This is a genomic window from bacterium (assembly GCA_023382385.1).
Taxonomy (GTDB): Bacteria; Electryoneota; RPQS01; order RPQS01; family RPQS01; genus JABWCQ01.
Window position 1 is genome coordinate 197929 of sequence record JAHDVH010000001.1, and the last position, 15774, is coordinate 213702.

A 15774-nucleotide genomic window follows, 5' to 3' on the forward strand; every position below is an offset into this window, starting at 1 on the left:
TTTTGAGTTCGGCAAAAAAGAAGAAGATTTTTGAGGTTTCTAAGGAACTTAAAGTTGCCAGCCCGGCGATTATTGAGTTCTTAGAGGAACGCGGGTTCGATGTTTCGAAGTCGCCGAAGCACATGTCTCCGGTAACGGACGAGATGTATGCTGAAGTGGTCAAGAAATTTGATCCCTCGCGTTGGCAGGAGATGCAGGCACCTGCACAGCCTGCTGCTACAACTCACGTGGAACCTGAGCGAAACCGGACGAATCAGCTTGACGAATTGCTCAACACGACTTCCAACCAGACGCTGGACTCCGCCGCAAGTTTGATTCAGCAGGTTGAAGCGGAAGAGGAAAAGCGTTCGCGCGAGCGTAAGGCGGTAGAGGACCGAGAGCGCGAAGAGATCGAGGCACAGGAGAAGGCAAAGCGGGCGGAAGAAGACGAGCAAAAGAAGGAAGCCGAGGCTCGTGCGCAGCGTGAGCGCGAAGAGATCGAGAAACGGCGAAAAGAGATAGAGGCACAACGCGCGGCAGAGGAAGCCCGTCGGAAAGCGCGTGCTGAGTCGGCGAAGCAGCGCACGGAGGCGAAGACTCATCCACCTCGGACAGAGACTCGTCCCGAGCGTAAAGGTGCACCTGCACCTGGACAGACACGCCGGCCAAGCGCTGCACCAACAGATGGGGCACCCTCGCGTGTTCGGCCGGTTGTCGCACCGCCCGTTGAAGCCACTGATACTGCGAAGTCGGGTGACGCCAAGAAGCGCCGCGCACCGACCAAGGCGAATATCGAGATAATCGAGAAGCAGAAGCGCCTGATCGCCGCACAGAAGCAGGAGAAGGCCAAGCGCATAACACCGACTGTCGAAAGTCGTTCTCGAAGAATAAAGACGAAAACGAAGCGAAAAGAAGTCGACCCTTCGGCGGTTCAGGCAACGATTCGTCAGACGATTGCCTCGATGGATACGGTGAAGAAACGCGCAAAACGCCGCGACAAGCTTACCGGTGAACTCGTTGAAACGCACGATAACATCCTGCAGCTGACCGAGTTCGTATCGACTCAGGAGCTTGCCAACCTGATGGACGTCGATGTCTCCGAAGTCATCAAGAAATTTTTCATGATGGGCAAGCTTGTAACGATCAATCAGCGTCTTGAGCATGACTTGATTGAGTTGATGGCAGATGAATTCGGCTTCAAAGTTGAGTTTGTCACCGACGAGGAAGAAGTCGTGCAGGATCTTGATGACGAAAAGGATGATCCTGCTGATCTCGTGCCTCGGCCGCCTGTAGTTACAGTTATGGGTCACGTCGACCACGGTAAGACGTCTCTTCTTGATTATCTTCGCAAAACGGCAGTTATCGCCGAGGAACACGGCGGGATTACTCAGCACATCGGCGCATACGAAGTAATCCACAAAGATCGACGCATTACTTTCCTCGACACTCCCGGTCACGAAGCCTTTACGGCGATGCGTGCGCGCGGGGCACAAGTCACGGATTTGGTGATTCTGGTGATTGCCGCCGACGATCAAGTGCGGCCGCAGACCTTGGAAGCAATCAGTCACGCGCAGTCGGCAGACGTACCCATCGTTGTCGCGATCAATAAGATTGATCGTCCAAATGCCGACCCTGAGAAGATCCGCAAGCAGCTCGCAAGTCACAATGTATTGGTCGAGCAGTGGGGTGGCAAGGTGCAATCCGCCGAGATTTCCGCGAAGTTTGGTCAGGGTATCGACGGATTGTTGGAAGAGGTTTTGCTTGCTGCGGACCTTCTCGAATTAAAAGGCAATCCCAAGCGGCGCGCACGTGCGACGGTTGTTGAAACGCGCATGGACAAAGGAAGAGGCGTCGTTGCAACGGTCATCGTCACAAATGGAACGCTGAAAGTTGGCGACTTCTTTGTCGCAGGTCAGTTTCACGGCAAAGTCCGAACTCTTCTCGACGAAAACAGCCGATCCATTGATATCGTGGGGCCCGGACGTCCGGCGCAGGTCGTCGGGTTTTCCGGCGCACCGCAAGCAGGCGACGCGTTTGTTGTTCTTGACAGCGAACGCGAAGTGAAAGACATCGCAATGCGGCGCCAGCTCCTGCAACGAGAGCAGACGTTCCGCCAGATCCGGATGCTTAGCCTGGATCAGCTTTCGCAACGAATCCGCGAGGGCGAACTTAGAGAATTGCCGCTGATCATCAAGGGTGACGCGGACGGATCAGTCGAGGCGATTTGTGATCAACTGCAACGACTTTCGACAAAGGAAGTCGGAGTCAAGATCATACATCGCGGAGTTGGAGCGATCAGCGAAAGTGATGTTTTGCTCGCCGCCGCAACCGGATCGATTATTCTGGGATTCCATGTTCATCCGAACCTGAAAGCGCGAGAGTTTGCAATGCGTGAGAGCGTGGATATTCGAGTCTACCGGATTATCTACGAAATGGAGAGCGACATTCGCGCTGCGCTCGAGGGAATGCTTCGTCCGGACAAACGCGAAGACGTTGTCGGTCTGATTGAAGTGCGCCAGACTTTTCATGTCCCGTCGTCCGGAACGATCGCGGGCTGCTTTGTTGTCTCCGGCTCAATCAGGCGGCAAAGCCAAATTCGGCTGCTTCGAGACGGCAAGCAGATATGGGCAGGCACCATCGGTTCTCTGCGGCGTTTCAAGAATGATGCGACGGAAGTCAAAGCGGGATATGAATGCGGCATCCTTTTGAACGGCATGAATGATGTTCGTGAAGGAGACTCGATAGAAGTTATTTCAGTGGTTGAGGTCAAGAGAACACTCGAGCAGTCTGTGGTATGAAATTCTGCGTTGCGGCGATGAAAGTGGACCTCCATTTGCCGCACAGCCATGCATTGAAAGAGCGACGTAGTGTCGTAAACTCGTTAAAGGACAGGATTCGTCAGCGATTCAATGCGTCGGTGATCGAAGACGGCGGATCCGCTTGGCAGGCGGTCACACTGGTTGTCGCGGCAGCGGCCCATACTGAGTCCGCGGTTGAGCAAGAGTTTAGGCAGATTCAGGAGCTTATTCTACAGGAGACGCGTGCTTCTGTCATGAATCTTCAAATCGAGTATTATGTCTAATCAGCTTCGCCCAGACTCTGGCGGCCCTCGCCGCCCACTCCGTTTAGGTGCGGAAATCGAGCGCATGATGCCCGATTGGATTCGCGACATAGCGAGTTTCCCACCCACGGTTTTGATTTCCGTGACAGGCGTGGAAGTTTCGGAAGACCTCTCACTTGCTCAGGTGTTCATCAGTGCGTATGGGGAGAAAGCCGACGGAGCGGCCATCGTTTCGGAGTTAAACAGGCTGCGAGGTCGCTTTCGGACTGAGATCGCGAAGCGATTTGTGATGCGGCACCATCCCGAAGTCAAATTCCGGTATGATGAAACACCGGCTCGCGCAGCACGCATAGAAGAACTTCTTAAGAAAGCGCGGGGAGACTCGGAATAGTGAGTCTCGCTAAAGCGTCGGTGCTTGCCCTTCGAGAGTTCCTAAAGTGCGAGCGGGTCTTGATATCTTCGCATGTCCGGCCTGATCCGGATGCCATCGGTTCGATACTGGCATTGCGCGAAGCGGTTATTCAGTGCGGGGGAACACCGACGTGCATCTTGGAGGATGAGTGCCCCAAGCGATGCTTGTTCCTGCACGGAGCAGCGGAGATTCTCGTCGCCAAGGGCACAAGTGGTCTCGCGCCGTTCAGTACTGCGATCATCGTCGACAGCGGCAACAGGGACAGAATCGGTGAAGTTGAAAACTTCCTGTCGCCTGAGTCGCGTCTTGCAAACATCGACCACCACGTTTCAAATACGAAGTTCGGCGACTTGGTTCTGCTGGACACGGATGCTGCGGCTTCCGGCGAAGTTCTATATGAGATATTCCGCGAACTTGGATTGACGTTTAGTCCGTCGATAGCAACGAATCTGCTCGCGGGAATCCTCACGGACACGGGACGTTTCCGGCATTCCAATACTTCCGCGAACTCACTTCGCGTCGCCGCGGATTTGGTTGAGGCGGGAGCCTCGCTTCAAACACTTACCGAACAGCTGTATTACTCAATTCCTGCGGAAGACGTCCGTTCGACTTCGCAGATTCTTGATACGCTGGAGCTGCTTGAAGGCGGAATGATTGCCACGATGTTCGTGTCGTCAGAGCACGCCGTGGAGGATCCTGACAACCTCGTGGACTTGGGCCGTGCCATCAGAGGAGTGGAGGTTGCAGTGCTCTTCTCCGAAATGAGGGATGGTCGAATTCGCGTGTCGATGCGCTCGAATTCCCACGTGAATGTGTCGGAAATCGCGGAGAAGTTTGGTGGCGGGGGTCACGAGCGAGCCGCAGGTTTTAGGATGTTTGGAACTTTTCGATCAGTTCAGCAAAAATTGCTGCCGGTGTTGTCCAACGCTTTGCGCGACGCCAGTGTCACCTGCCAAGATTGAAAGGCTTAGTTCTTCCAATCGACAAGCCGCTGGGCTGGACTTCTTTCGATGTGGTGGCGAAACTCCGCGGGGGGTTGCGCTGGAAGAAGGTTGGACATGCAGGCACGCTTGATCCGCTTGCGAGTGGATTACTTCTTCTGCTGTTCGGCGACTGCACAACCCGGTCGGATGAGTTCATGAGTCTCGGAAAGTGTTACACAGGTACGATCAGGTTGGGAATTACAACTACGACTGATGACCTTGGCGGCAAGACAATCCGAGAGTCTGCCGTTGATTGGAACGAATCCAAGATCATTGACTTCCTGCGCTCACAAATTGGTGAGATTATGCAGCGGCCACCTGCCGTTTCGGCCATTCAGGTCGACGGCAAACGCGGTTACAAGCGCGTGCGGAGCGGCGAGTCCTTTCTCCTTGAGTCCCGACCGGTACGAGTAAACAAATTGAGTGTACTCAGGATGGAAAATCCGGAGGTCGAGTTCGAGGTTGACTGCGAGAAGGGAACGTATGTCCGTTCCATAGCGCGCGATCTTGGCGACTCGCTTGGATGCGGAGCCGCGCTCTCTTCCCTGCGGCGAACCAGGGTCGGCCAGTACCGGATTGATGCAGCGTGGACAATCGGCGAGGCACTGACAAGACCTGAATTTAGGGGTGACGCGTTCTGATGACAGTCTACAGGGATCAACTTCCCGCAGAGATCGTGAAGAGAAAGACTGCCGTCACTGTTGGAACGTTTGACGGAGTGCATATTGGTCACGGTGCAATTCTTGAGACTCTAAAACGAGCCGCAGCTCAGGCACATGCCATCCCGTTGGTTGCAACGTTTGATGCGCATCCCCGATCAGTCATTTCAGGTGATTCTCATTCTGTTGCCTTGCTGACATCGTTCGACGAGAAGTTGCAGCTACTTGCTGCGCAAGGAATTGAACACGTTGTTCTAATGCATTTTGATGAGACTGTTCGGGAATTGACGCCACGAGAATTCGTCTCGGAACACATTGTCAAGCGATGGAACGCTGGAAGCGTTATCGCAGGTTACAATCACTCATTTGGAAGAGACAGAGGTGGTGACCGCGAATCGCTGTTGAGTCTTGGACAAGAGTTTGGTTTTCAGGTAGCGATTGTTCCTCCTGCAGTGGTGGGCGGCCAGGCAGTATCGTCAACACAAATTCGTCGCTTGCTCTTGGATGGCGACGTTGCTCAGGCTAATGACATGCTTGGTCGCCGCTTTGAACTAAGCGGACATGTTGTCAGAGGTTATGGCCGAGGCAAAGGCTTAGGCTGCCCGACCGCGAATCTCGATGGATTCGCAGCAGGAAAGCTGGTTCCACGGGATGGCATATATGCGGCTGTGGCTGAAACGAACGATCACGCGTACCCTGCCGCAGTATCAATCGGCTTCAATCCGACCTTCGAAAACCGCCGGCATTCCGTCGAGGCACATCTCATCGGATTCAGCGGCGATCTTTACGACCGAAAGCTTACAATCAAGTTTGTAAAACGGTTGCGGGGCGAGATCAGGTTTTCGAGCGAAGATGCACTATCCAAGCAGATGCAGCAGGATTTGGAAAGTGTGCGGCATATACTCATTGAGGCGGGTGTCAGTGTTGAGCCGCGATTGCTTCACGTAAATGCGACTTCATAACAGAACTAAATACCATGAAAGAGACCGAAAATGTCAGATGCTAACAATCCGCGCCGCGAGATCATGGAAAAATACGGCCGGACAAAGAATGACACAGGCAGCCCGGAAGTTCAGGTGGCTCTGCTAACTCACCGCATCAGCTATTTAACGGAGCATCTTAAGAAGAATGCGAAGGACAATCACTCACGGCGCGGACTCCTGTTGTTGGTAGGACAGCGTCGCCGTCTGCTGAAGTTCCTTGCCAAGAAAGACATTAACCGCTACCGCGAACTTGTGAAGCAGCTTGGCCTCCGCGGCTAAACGGCGTTTCGCGAAGTAAACAGGAGCAGGAGAGAAGAAGGAGAGAAGAGAATGACACGCGAAACGTTGGAATTGGGTGGTTTATCGCTTAGCCTTGAGACTGGAAAGATGGCAAAGCAGGCCGACGGTGCAATCTGGTTGACGCTTGGGGATACAACCGTGTTGGCAACCGTTTGCGCAAATCTTGATGCGGAAACCGATTTTGATTTTATGCCGCTCACGGTGGACTACCGTGAGAAAATGTATTCAGTAGGAAGAATTCCGGGTGGATTCTTCAAGCGTGAAGGACGGCCGTCTGAGAAGGAGACGCTGTCAGCGCGCCTGACGGACCGTCCGTTGCGTCCGTTGTTTCCTGACGGATTCAATAAGGAAGTGCAGATTATGATCAACGTCTTATCTTCGGACGGAGAGCATGATCCTGATGTCTTGGGAACAATCGCGGCTTCAGCAGCATTGGTGATTTCGCAAGTTCCGTTCAATGGACCGGTCGGCGCAGTGCGCATGGGCTGCATTAACGGCGAGTACATCGTGAATCCGACGTTTAAGCAGCTTGAAGAGTCTTCGCTTGACGTGGTGGTCGCCGGAACATCCGAGTCCATAATGATGATCGAAGGACTTGCCCGGCTGGTTGACGAGGACACATTCCTGAAGGCCATAGAAATCGCCCACGCGGAGATCAAGAGGATTGTCAATCTTCAGTTGAAGCTCGCAGAAGCCGCCGGCAAACCCAAAGCGGAGTTCACGCCGCGCAAGCTCGATGCGAACTTGGTTGATCGTCTGTCGAAAACTTACACAGGTCGCGTCGCAGAATTGCTTCAAGTACCTGAAAAGCAGTCCAGAAAGAAGGCGATGAAAGTTATCATTGCCGAAGCGGTTGAGGCGCTTGCCGACGAATTCCCTGATTCTGATTCCGCGATCAAGGAATGGGTTAACTCGTGTTTTGATCAGGTCGTAAGACATCGAGTCGTGAAAGAGAAGGTTCGTCTCGACGGTCGCGGCCCGACCGACATTCGACCGATTTCATGTGAGATCGACGTACTTCCGCGTGTGCATGGCAGCGCGCTGTTTACGAGAGGTCAGACGCAGGCGCTTGGAGCGATAACTCTTGGAGCGAAGTTCGACGAACAGAAGGTAGACGGCATTGACGGCGTCTACTTCAGGCCGTATATGCTTCATTATAACTTCCCGCCGTTCAGCGTGGGAGAAGTTCGCAAGTTTCTGGGTCAATCACGTCGCGAGGTCGGTCACGGCAATTTGGCGTGGCGCGCGATTCAACCGGTTTTGCCCGCATGGGATGACTTCCCGTATACGATTCGAGTTGTTTCGGAAGTTCTTGAATCCAACGGCAGTTCGTCAATGGCGACGGTCTGTGCCGGTTGCATGTCGCTCATGGCCGGCGGTGTGCCGCTCAAGTCACCTGTCGCTGGAATCGCGATGGGTCTTATCGAGGAGGATGGTCAAGTCGCGATACTCTCCGACATTCTGGGCGATGAAGATCACCTTGGCGATATGGACTTCAAGGTCACGGGAAATGAGCAGGGCATTACAGCGTGCCAGATGGACATCAAGATTACCGGAATTTCGATCGACTTGATGCGCGTTGCTATCAAGCAGGCCAGAGCCGGAATTGCGCACATTCTTGACAAGATGCGCGAGGCCATTGCCGAACCGCGCCCGATGATATCTCCTTTCGCGCCGCGCATCGCGTTCTTCACCGTTGATCCGGATAAGATCGGACTAATCATTGGTCCGGGTGGCCGAACGATACGCGACATCATAGCCCGAAGCGGAGCACAGATCGATATCGAAGATACCGGACAGATTTGCATTTCCGGTCCAAGCTCGGAAGAGGTGGAGAAGGCTCTGGCCATTCTCCGCGGCATGACGGAGAATCCGGAAGTCGGCAGAACTTACGATGGTCGCGTCACAAAAGTGACCGACTTCGGTGCTTTTGTCGAGATTCTGCCCGGACGTGAAGGTCTTCTGCATATCAGCGAAATCGAGCATCATCGCGTTGCTAAGGTCACCGATCACTTGAATGTTGGCGATCCTGTGAATGTCAAGCTGGTAAAGATCACTCCGGAAGGCAAGCTTGACTTGTCGCGCAAGGCTTTGCTTCCGAAGCCGGAAGGCTACGTTGAAGAGCCTCCGCGTGAGCGTTCTGACAGGGGTCATCACGGGAAAGGACGTGAAAAGCACTCGCGGCATGAGAAGGTCAAGGATGGCGACTAACATAGGCGAAAGGTCAGCGAGGTAAGTAGTGGCGCGAGGCGCACAGTACGAAAAAAGTGTTCTGTCAAATGGTGTGAGACTTGTCACGGAGAGAATTCCCAGCGTGCGGTCGGCCGCCCTGGGAATCTGGGTGACAGTGGGTTCAAGGCATGAGTCTTCGAAGCTCAACGGAGTCTCACACTTCATCGAGCATATGGCGTTCAAGGGGACGTCAACTCGCACGGCTATCGAAATTGCGAAAGCCATCGAGCGCGGCGGTGGTCATATCAATGCGTTTACCGGGAAAGAGCTGACGTGTTTTTATGTGCACGTTCTCGATGACCAGTTGCCCAACGCAGTAGACATCTTGACGGACATTCTCCAGAACTCACTGTATGATCCGCAGGAGATGGAGAAAGAAAAGCAAGTCATCCTTGATGAGATTCGAGACCACGAGGACATGCCGGATGATGTAGCACATGAACAGTTCGTTGCGCAGGTTTTCGGCAATCATGCTCTGTCACGTCCGATTCTTGGATCGCCGGAAAACGTCTCCTCATTCACTCGCGAAAGCATTCTCAACTTTCAACGTGAGCACTATCAGGCGCCGCGAATAGTCGTTGCTGCCGCGGGGAATGTGAAGCATTCGCAGCTTGTTCGCCTCCTGTCCGACAAGTTGACCGTGAGCAGCTCGCGCAGAACCGCAAAATCGGATCCAGTGTCGGCGATGAAGCCGAGCACCACGCGGAATTCGCGGCCCATTCAACAGGCTCACATGTTCATCGGTGGCAGAAGCGTTCCGTACAAATCCCCCGATCGCATGGCGACCTCTATGCTCAATACCGTTCTTGGTGGCGGAATGTCTTCCAGATTGTTCCAGAACATCCGTGAAAAGCACGGTATTGCGTACGCAGTGTATTCATATAACGACGCTTTGTCGGACGTAGGCTATTTCGGGATATACCTCGCTACAGATAAGAGCAGAGTTGAACGCGCGAAAGAACTTGTGCTGGTCGAGTTGAAGGACTTGATGGACAAACCGCTCAGCTCACAGGAGCTGGAGGAGATCAAGGTTCAGTACAAAGGTGGGCTTATGTTGGGACTTGAGAACACCTCGAGCAGGATGATGCGGCTTGCGCGCATGGAGATTTACCAGGGAAGGTATGTTTCGCTCGACGAGATCAGCGAGCGGATTGATGCCGTTACGCCGAGGAAGATTCAAGGCATGGCGCGCAAACTGTTCGATGCACAGAATCTTGTCACAACCGTCGTTGAGCCAAACTGAGATTGACCACGCAGATTAAGATCGAAGTATTGCGGCTGGAACACGCCTTGGCAGAACTCCCCAGCTATGCGTCAAGTGGTGCTGCCGGTCTTGATCTTGCACTTGCCGGCCAGAGCGTTACTATCGAACCTCGTCAGCGAGTGCTGCTGCCCACCGGTATTTGTGTCGCGATTCCTGATGGATTTGAGGGTCAGGTTAGGCTTCGATCCGGCTTCGCACGACGGAGCGGATGCTTCATGCCGAATGCTCCCGGCACAATTGATTCGGACTATCGCGGAGAGATTCTGATTTTAGTCATGAACGCATCGGACCAGAGTGTTCGAATCGAGTCTGGCGAGCGATTTGCACAGCTTATAGTGTCTCCTGTTGCCAGAGTTGAGCTGATTGAGTCGAAGTCACTTCCACCCAGCCAACGGGCCGGGGGTGGATTTGGCAGCACCGGTCAGTAAGACGTTCTGAAATTCTGAACATTCGAAAGAGACGCGCATGAAGGACATCGAAGCAAGAGATTCGCGTGCTCCTCAGCTTCGCAAGCTTTACTATTCGATCAGCGAGGTTTCAGAGCGAATCGGTGTGCATCAGCACGTTTTGCGCTATTGGGAAAGTGAGTTTCCGCAGCTTCACCCGAAAAAGGGTCGGGGGGGAAACCGATTGTACACTGAGAATGATCTCGCATTGATCACGAGAATTCACGACCTTTTGCACAATAAGAAATTTACAATTGCGGGTGCAAGGAAGCAGCTTGAGTTAGGTTTTGATGAGCCGGAGCAGGTTGAGACGGACACCAGCCTGCTGGAGTTAGTTCGCCGAGAGTTGAAAGAGATATTGGAGATGATAGATTCGTCGGGGCGTGGCGCAGCCCGGTAGCGCACCACACTGGGGGTGTGGGGGTCGCTGGTTCAAATCCAGTCGCCCCGACCAAATGACACACGGGTGCAATGCCCGTGTGTTTTGTTAAGGAGGAGTCAGAATGTGCAACGCATATGGAACCATCGGCTACTCGAGAAGTGCATTTGTTCATGACCTGCTCGGGATTCCCCGGAATCTTGACTACGACCGTCCCATGCGAATTGTCAGACCGACAGATATGGTGCCAGTTTTACGCAAGTCGGGAACGGAGTTTGTGCAGGCCGAAATGCGCTGGGGTTTAATCCCCGGCTGGTCGAAGCAAATGCCGGATCGACCTTTGACCAATGCCAGATCCGAAACGGTTGAGGATTTGCGCTCATTTTCCGCTTCATTTCGAGAACGCCGATGCATCATGCCTGCGGGAGAGTTCTACGAGTGGACGAAGTCGAGGAAGCGCCGCACGTTCGTTCCGGCCGATGAAGAGTTCCTGTTCGCGGGATTGTGGGATGAGTGGTTTGACGAATCGAAAAGCATTCAGAGTTGTGTGCTGTTAACCACCAGTGCAAATGAAATCGTCTCGCCAGTTCACGATCGAATGCCGGTCATCCTGAAGCCTGATGACGTGAAGGCCTGGCTTGAACCGGAAACGCCATTGCCAAGTATTCGGGACCTCCTGAAGCCTTTGGAGAGTGAACTGATCTTGCTTCTGCCTGATGAGCCTGAAGGTTCCTCGCAAACGTCGCTGTTTTAATTCGAATGTCGCAATCTTCATATCCGAAAGTTGTCCTGAAGAAGGGTGCACAGGATCGAGTGTTCAAGGGACATCCTTGGATATTTGCGAATGAATTGCAGGATGGTTTTCAAATACACGAGCCGGGCAGCTTTGTGCGAGTCGAGGACGAGAGGAGAAGACTCTACGGTATCGCATCTCTCAACCGACACAGTTTGATCGCGGCGAGAGTATTCACTCGAGATGACGAGCAGATCGATCGGGACTTTGTGTTCAGGAGACTGGATGCAGCGAGGGACATGCGAGTGCGGGTATTGGGAGACGACAGAGTCTGCAGAATCGCATTCAGTGAAGCGGACGGCATTCCCGGCGTCATTCTGGACCGATTCGACAGATTGGCAGTCTATCAGAGTCTAACAGCAGGCAGCGAGAGTATTGTGGATCATGTCGTGGATTGGATTTGCACACGGCTCAATCCTGCGCACATTGTGGCCGCAAACGATTCTACCATGCGAACGCTCGAAGGATTGCAGGCCGAGCGCAAGGTCATTCTCGGCGAACTCGAGGATACGCATATCTTCGAGCAGGATGGACTTAAGCTGCTTGCTGATCCGGTCAAGGGCCAGAAAACCGGCTATTTCCTTGACCAGCGCGTGAATCGAAAGTTGATGCAATCATTCATCCGCGGCGGCGAACGAGTGCTCGACTTGTTTTGCTATTCGGGAGCATTTGGTCTGTATGCGTTGTCAGCGGGAGCTGGTTTCGTACATTTCGTGGACGGATCAGACCGCGCGCTTAAACTGGCGAGTGACGTCAGTGAACTGAACAACTTCGCGGGCCGCGCACTTTTTACGAAAGCCGACATCTTCGAGTGGTTGAAGGATGTTCAGGAACAGTATGATGTCGTCAGTGTCGATCCGCCAGCACTGGCCAAGAGCCGCAGCAAGGCAACGGTTGCTTTGCGCGGTTATCGCGACTTGAATGCGCGGGCCATGAAATGGGTGAAGCCGGGGGGATTACTATTGACATCGAGCTGTTCCGGGCTAATTTCGCGAGTAAATTGGAGAAAGTCCCTTGAAGAAGCGGCTTTTAAGAGCCGCAGGACCGTACGTTTTCTGGCCTTTGGGACGCAGGCACCGGATCATCCTGTCTTGTCAGCGATGCCGGAATCAGAGTATTTGAAATTTGCTGTTGCGCAGGTTCTGTAACTTTCGGGTTTTTTGGAGCTTGACTTTCGCGATGAGGAGTTGTATATTCTGTTTCTTTGTGTGAAGTGGCTGCTGTCATGCTGATAAAGCATTCTCGGATATAAACATATGAGAAATTATAAGTTAACCCGAGATGAGATGGTGCTTACCCAGTTGCGACGCAGGGGAATCCAAGACGAGCGCGTTCTTGAGATCATGGCCAGAGTGAAACGCCACGAGTTCGTTGACGAGGCGTTCCAGAACAGAGCGTACGAGGATACGCCTCTGCCGATTGAGCAAGGGCAGACGATCAGCCAACCGTTCATTGTTGCGCGGATGACAGAGCTGCTGGAGATCCAGCCAACTGATAGAGTCTTGGAAATCGGTACGGGATCGGGCTATCAAGCGGCCATTCTTGGGCATCTTGCCAGCAAGGTCTTTACCATTGAACGTCACTTCGAGTTGGCGAAGACCGCACGATTGAGGTTGGAAGCTTGCGGGTTGACGAATGTTCTTGTGAAGCACGGCGACGGGACAATCGGCTGGTCGGAGCATGCTCCGTTTGATAAGATACTAATCACTGCAGCGGCTCCGCAGTTGCCGAAGACCTTGGCGACGCAGCTACGTGAAGGCGGGAGAATGATCTTTCCGATGGGCGCGGAACGCGAGCAGAAGCTTGTGGTGGTTGACAAAGTTGGCGGCGAATTGCAGCAGCGGGAAATGGGAGTTGTATCATTCGTGCCATTGATAGGGCGAGAGGGATTTAGTGATCCGGGAGCGGATCCAAGACAATACATGTCGGGGCGTAGCGCAGTCCGGTAGCGCACTTGGTTCGGGACCAAGGGGTCGCTGGTTCAAATCCAGTCGCCCCGACAACGCAGCAGAGCCGCCCTTGTTCGGGAGCGGCTTTGTTGTATTAGCAGCCTAATGGATTTCATCTCCCAGATACTCGATTTTCTTTCGCATTTGGATACACGGCTTGAGCAAGCCGCCGTCGATCATGGCGCGTGGACTTACTGGCTGATTTTCCTGATCGTCTTCGCCGAGACGGGTTTGGTGGTTGCCGCATTTTTGCCCGGTGACACGTTGTTGTTCGCAGCGGGGACATTTGCCGGCGCAGGTCATTTGAATGTCTATGAACTCGCGATTGGGATCCACCTGGCGGCAGTCTTAGGTGATTCGGCCAATTATTGGCTCGCGCGGAAGCTTGGCCATCAGGTTTTGGTCAAATGGACGAAGATGATTCGTCCGGGATACTTGCGTAAGGCGACCATGTTTTACCGCAAGCATGGCGTGAAGGCGGTACTGGTTTCGAGGTTCATTCCCACCTTTCGCACTTTCGTTCCGTTTATCGCGGGCTTGTCGAAGATGCGCTACTCCCGGTTTGTGCTGGCGAGTGTCATAGGGAGTTTCGCGTGGGTCATGGTTTTTGTGCTCGGAGGTTTCTTTTTCGGGTCTATTCCTTGGGTCAGGCAGAACTTCGTGCTGGCCATTATCATTGTCGCGTTCTTGACGATTGTTCCCACTTCGATTGCCCTGCTTCGCTCGCGAGCATTAAGTAGACGCTCATCATAAAACCGGAAGAACGCACGTTGTCTTTGCCCAAGCCACATTTTATCCGCAGGCTCTATGACTGGACAGTCGCCTGGGCGGCGCGCCCGTCCGCGCTGATCGCACTATTTTCAATCGCTTTCGTCGAGTCGTCGTTCTTTCCGATCCCGCCGGACGTTCTGTTGATTGTGATGTGTGTCGGGGCATATCAGCGCTGGTATGTCTATGCACTGATGTGCTCGCTTGGTTCGGTGTTCGGCGGAATGTTAGGCTATGGCATTGGGTATGCGATGAAGGACACACTTGGATGGTGGCTACTGGTGTGGATCGGCAAGTTGATTGGTCATACTCCGGAGTACATTCAGCAAACGGCACAACACTATTTTGATCAATACGGAGCCTGGGCTGTGGGGATTGCGGGTTTTACGCCGATTCCTTACAAGGTGTTCACGATAACGGCGGGTTGGTTCGAGATGAACTTCCCGACATTTGTGATTGCATCGGCACTGTCGAGGAGTGCGCGGTTCTTTCTGGTGGCAGGTATCATTGGGTTGACTTATAAGAAATACGGCGACAGAATCACTGTCTTCATTGACAAGTACTTCAATCAGCTTACGATCGTGTTCACGGTGCTGCTGATTGGCGGGTTCTTGGTGTTGAAGGTGTTAAAGTAGAGTGCGGCGGGAATCGCTACGACTTGAGTTTGCGGATTACTTTCTGGCCGCGGAGCGGTTGGCGCGGGGGGAAGAATTAAGCGACCCGGCGATTATTCTTTTGCATGACGCATTGGGGTGCATGGCGACATGGAGAGAGTTTCCAGAGCAACTCTTCGAGGCAACTGGATTTGATGTAGTGATGTATGATCGGCGGGGGCACGGGGAGTCGTCGGCGCTTTCTGATTGTCAGCGGACGAGCGCTTATCTGGAAGAGGATGCACGGCGGATGCCGGAGATCTTGGATAAGCTGGGTGTAACGCGCGCGATTTTAGTGGGGCATAGTGACGGAGGTTCGATTGCGCTGGTGGCGGCGGCAATGTGGCCGAAACGTGTGGCCTCAATCGTCTCGATTGCGGCGCATGTGATGCTGGAAGAGGTGACGATTCAAGGTGTGATGAATACAGTCGCGACGGCCGACGACACGCGACTGTTGGAACGATTGCGGAAGTATCACGGCGACAAAACACAACGGCTGTACACAGTTTGGCACGAGACGTGGTTGAATCCCGCGCATCGTGAGTGGAATCTGCTTCAGTATCTGCCTCAGATACAGTGCCCGGTGCTGGTGATGCAGGGGGAGCTGGATGAATATGGCTCGATTGAGCAGGTGAATGCGATTGTCGACGGAGTGGGGAAGAAGGCGCGGGCGGCGATGTACGCTGGCGTGGGACACGCTCCGCAACGGGAGATTGAGATGGAAGTTGTGGGGGAGATTGCGGATTTCCTTAGAAGTTGTTATTTGGAGAGGCGCTGACGGTAGGGGAGTGGATAGGAAACAGGTAGTTACCAACTTGTGACGAGGGTGGCATTGAGTATTGAACGCTTGGGTAAGGCATTTGGTTCCCGGGTAGGAATAACAAGGGGTTAGCGTGAAGTGGATGTGAGGACT

General features: G+C 53.5%; 17 protein-coding genes and 2 tRNA genes. All 19 read left to right on the plus strand.

Going from position 1 to position 15774, the window contains the following annotated elements:
- Positions 1 to 2: 2 nt before the first annotated feature.
- Positions 3 to 2777, plus strand: coding sequence for a translation initiation factor IF-2 (infB, locus tag KJZ99_00875; GenBank protein MCL4304449.1), 2775 nt, complete (start codon positions 3 to 5; stop codon positions 2775 to 2777).
- Complete coding sequence (locus KJZ99_00880; GenBank protein MCL4304450.1) at positions 2774 to 3061, plus strand: DUF503 family protein; 288 nt, start codon at positions 2774 to 2776, stop codon at positions 3059 to 3061. The genes infB and KJZ99_00880 overlap by 4 nt, the downstream gene beginning before the upstream one ends.
- Entirely contained in the window at positions 3054 to 3431 is a 378-nt protein-coding gene (gene rbfA, locus KJZ99_00885) for a 30S ribosome-binding factor RbfA (protein MCL4304451.1), read from the plus strand. The genes KJZ99_00880 and rbfA overlap by 8 nt, the downstream gene beginning before the upstream one ends.
- Entirely contained in the window at positions 3431 to 4414 is a 984-nt protein-coding gene (locus tag KJZ99_00890; protein ID MCL4304452.1) for a bifunctional oligoribonuclease/PAP phosphatase NrnA, read from the plus strand. The genes rbfA and KJZ99_00890 overlap by 1 nt, the downstream gene beginning before the upstream one ends.
- Positions 4402 to 5076: a tRNA pseudouridine(55) synthase TruB gene (gene truB, locus KJZ99_00895; protein ID MCL4304453.1), complete on the plus strand. Its 675-nt coding sequence runs from the start codon at positions 4402 to 4404 to the stop codon at positions 5074 to 5076. The genes KJZ99_00890 and truB overlap by 13 nt, the downstream gene beginning before the upstream one ends.
- Before the next feature lie 35 nt (positions 5077 to 5111).
- Entirely contained in the window at positions 5112 to 6056 is a 945-nt protein-coding gene (locus tag KJZ99_00900; protein ID MCL4304454.1) for a bifunctional riboflavin kinase/FAD synthetase, read from the plus strand.
- A 30-nt stretch (positions 6057 to 6086) separates the two neighbouring features.
- Positions 6087 to 6356 carry a 30S ribosomal protein S15 gene (rpsO, locus tag KJZ99_00905; GenBank protein MCL4304455.1) on the plus strand — a complete coding sequence of 90 codons (270 nt, stop codon included), beginning with the start codon at positions 6087 to 6089 and terminating at the stop codon, positions 6354 to 6356.
- Between the two features lie 51 nt (positions 6357 to 6407).
- Positions 6408 to 8588 (plus strand): polyribonucleotide nucleotidyltransferase, encoded by a 2181-nt coding sequence (locus tag KJZ99_00910; protein ID MCL4304456.1) that lies wholly within the window; start codon positions 6408 to 6410, stop codon positions 8586 to 8588.
- 103 nt (positions 8589 to 8691) lie between these two features.
- Positions 8692 to 9852 (plus strand): insulinase family protein, encoded by a 1161-nt coding sequence (locus tag KJZ99_00915; GenBank protein ID MCL4304457.1) that lies wholly within the window; start codon positions 8692 to 8694, stop codon positions 9850 to 9852.
- 14 nt (positions 9853 to 9866) lie between these two features.
- Positions 9867 to 10301: a dUTP diphosphatase gene (dut, locus tag KJZ99_00920; protein MCL4304458.1), complete on the plus strand. Its 435-nt coding sequence runs from the start codon at positions 9867 to 9869 to the stop codon at positions 10299 to 10301.
- Positions 10302 to 10338: 37 nt separating this feature from the next.
- Entirely contained in the window at positions 10339 to 10719 is a 381-nt protein-coding gene (locus tag KJZ99_00925; protein MCL4304459.1) for a MerR family transcriptional regulator, read from the plus strand.
- Positions 10697 to 10773, plus strand: a tRNA-Pro gene (locus KJZ99_00930). Before KJZ99_00925 ends, KJZ99_00930 begins: the two co-directional genes overlap by 23 nt.
- Positions 10774 to 10822: 49 nt before the next feature.
- Positions 10823 to 11452 carry an SOS response-associated peptidase gene (locus KJZ99_00935; protein ID MCL4304460.1) on the plus strand — a complete coding sequence of 210 codons (630 nt, stop codon included), beginning with the start codon at positions 10823 to 10825 and terminating at the stop codon, positions 11450 to 11452.
- A 5-nt stretch (positions 11453 to 11457) separates the two neighbouring features.
- The gene (locus KJZ99_00940; protein ID MCL4304461.1) at positions 11458 to 12639 is read left to right on the plus strand and encodes a class I SAM-dependent rRNA methyltransferase; all 1182 of its coding nucleotides are present in this window, start codon (positions 11458 to 11460) and stop codon (positions 12637 to 12639) included.
- A gap of 108 nt (positions 12640 to 12747) precedes the next feature.
- Positions 12748 to 13440 (plus strand): protein-L-isoaspartate(D-aspartate) O-methyltransferase, encoded by a 693-nt coding sequence (locus tag KJZ99_00945; protein ID MCL4304462.1) that lies wholly within the window; start codon positions 12748 to 12750, stop codon positions 13438 to 13440.
- Positions 13418 to 13491 (plus strand) — tRNA-Pro (locus KJZ99_00950). Before KJZ99_00945 ends, KJZ99_00950 begins: the two co-directional genes overlap by 23 nt.
- 54 nt (positions 13492 to 13545) lie before the next feature.
- The gene (locus KJZ99_00955) at positions 13546 to 14193 is read left to right on the plus strand and encodes a VTT domain-containing protein (GenBank protein ID MCL4304463.1); all 648 of its coding nucleotides are present in this window, start codon (positions 13546 to 13548) and stop codon (positions 14191 to 14193) included.
- A 23-nt stretch (positions 14194 to 14216) separates the two neighbouring features.
- Entirely contained in the window at positions 14217 to 14843 is a 627-nt protein-coding gene (locus KJZ99_00960) for a DedA family protein (protein MCL4304464.1), read from the plus strand.
- A 1-nt stretch (position 14844) separates the two neighbouring features.
- Positions 14845 to 15639, plus strand: coding sequence for an alpha/beta hydrolase (locus tag KJZ99_00965; protein MCL4304465.1), 795 nt, complete (start codon positions 14845 to 14847; stop codon positions 15637 to 15639).
- Positions 15640 to 15774: the final 135 nt, after the last annotated feature.

Bases quoted from the DNA above. Each gene is read 5' to 3' on its own strand.
- KJZ99_00945 (MCL4304462.1), top strand. From the start codon at position 12,748: ATGAGAAATTATAAGTTAACCCGAGATGAGATGGTGCTTACCCAGTTG.
- KJZ99_00935 (MCL4304460.1), top strand. From the start codon at position 10,823: ATGTGCAACGCATATGGAACCATCGGCTACTCGAGAAGTGCATTTGTT.
- KJZ99_00925 (MCL4304459.1), top strand. From the start codon at position 10,339: ATGAAGGACATCGAAGCAAGAGATTCGCGTGCTCCTCAGCTTCGCAAG.
- KJZ99_00880 (MCL4304450.1), top strand. From the start codon at position 2,774: ATGAAATTCTGCGTTGCGGCGATGAAAGTGGACCTCCATTTGCCGCAC.
- rpsO (MCL4304455.1), top strand. From the start codon at position 6,087: ATGTCAGATGCTAACAATCCGCGCCGCGAGATCATGGAAAAATACGGC.
- KJZ99_00955 (MCL4304463.1), top strand. From the start codon at position 13,546: ATGGATTTCATCTCCCAGATACTCGATTTTCTTTCGCATTTGGATACA.
- rbfA (MCL4304451.1), top strand. From the start codon at position 3,054: ATGTCTAATCAGCTTCGCCCAGACTCTGGCGGCCCTCGCCGCCCACTC.
- KJZ99_00940 (MCL4304461.1), top strand. From the start codon at position 11,458: ATGTCGCAATCTTCATATCCGAAAGTTGTCCTGAAGAAGGGTGCACAG.
- KJZ99_00910 (MCL4304456.1), top strand. From the start codon at position 6,408: ATGACACGCGAAACGTTGGAATTGGGTGGTTTATCGCTTAGCCTTGAG.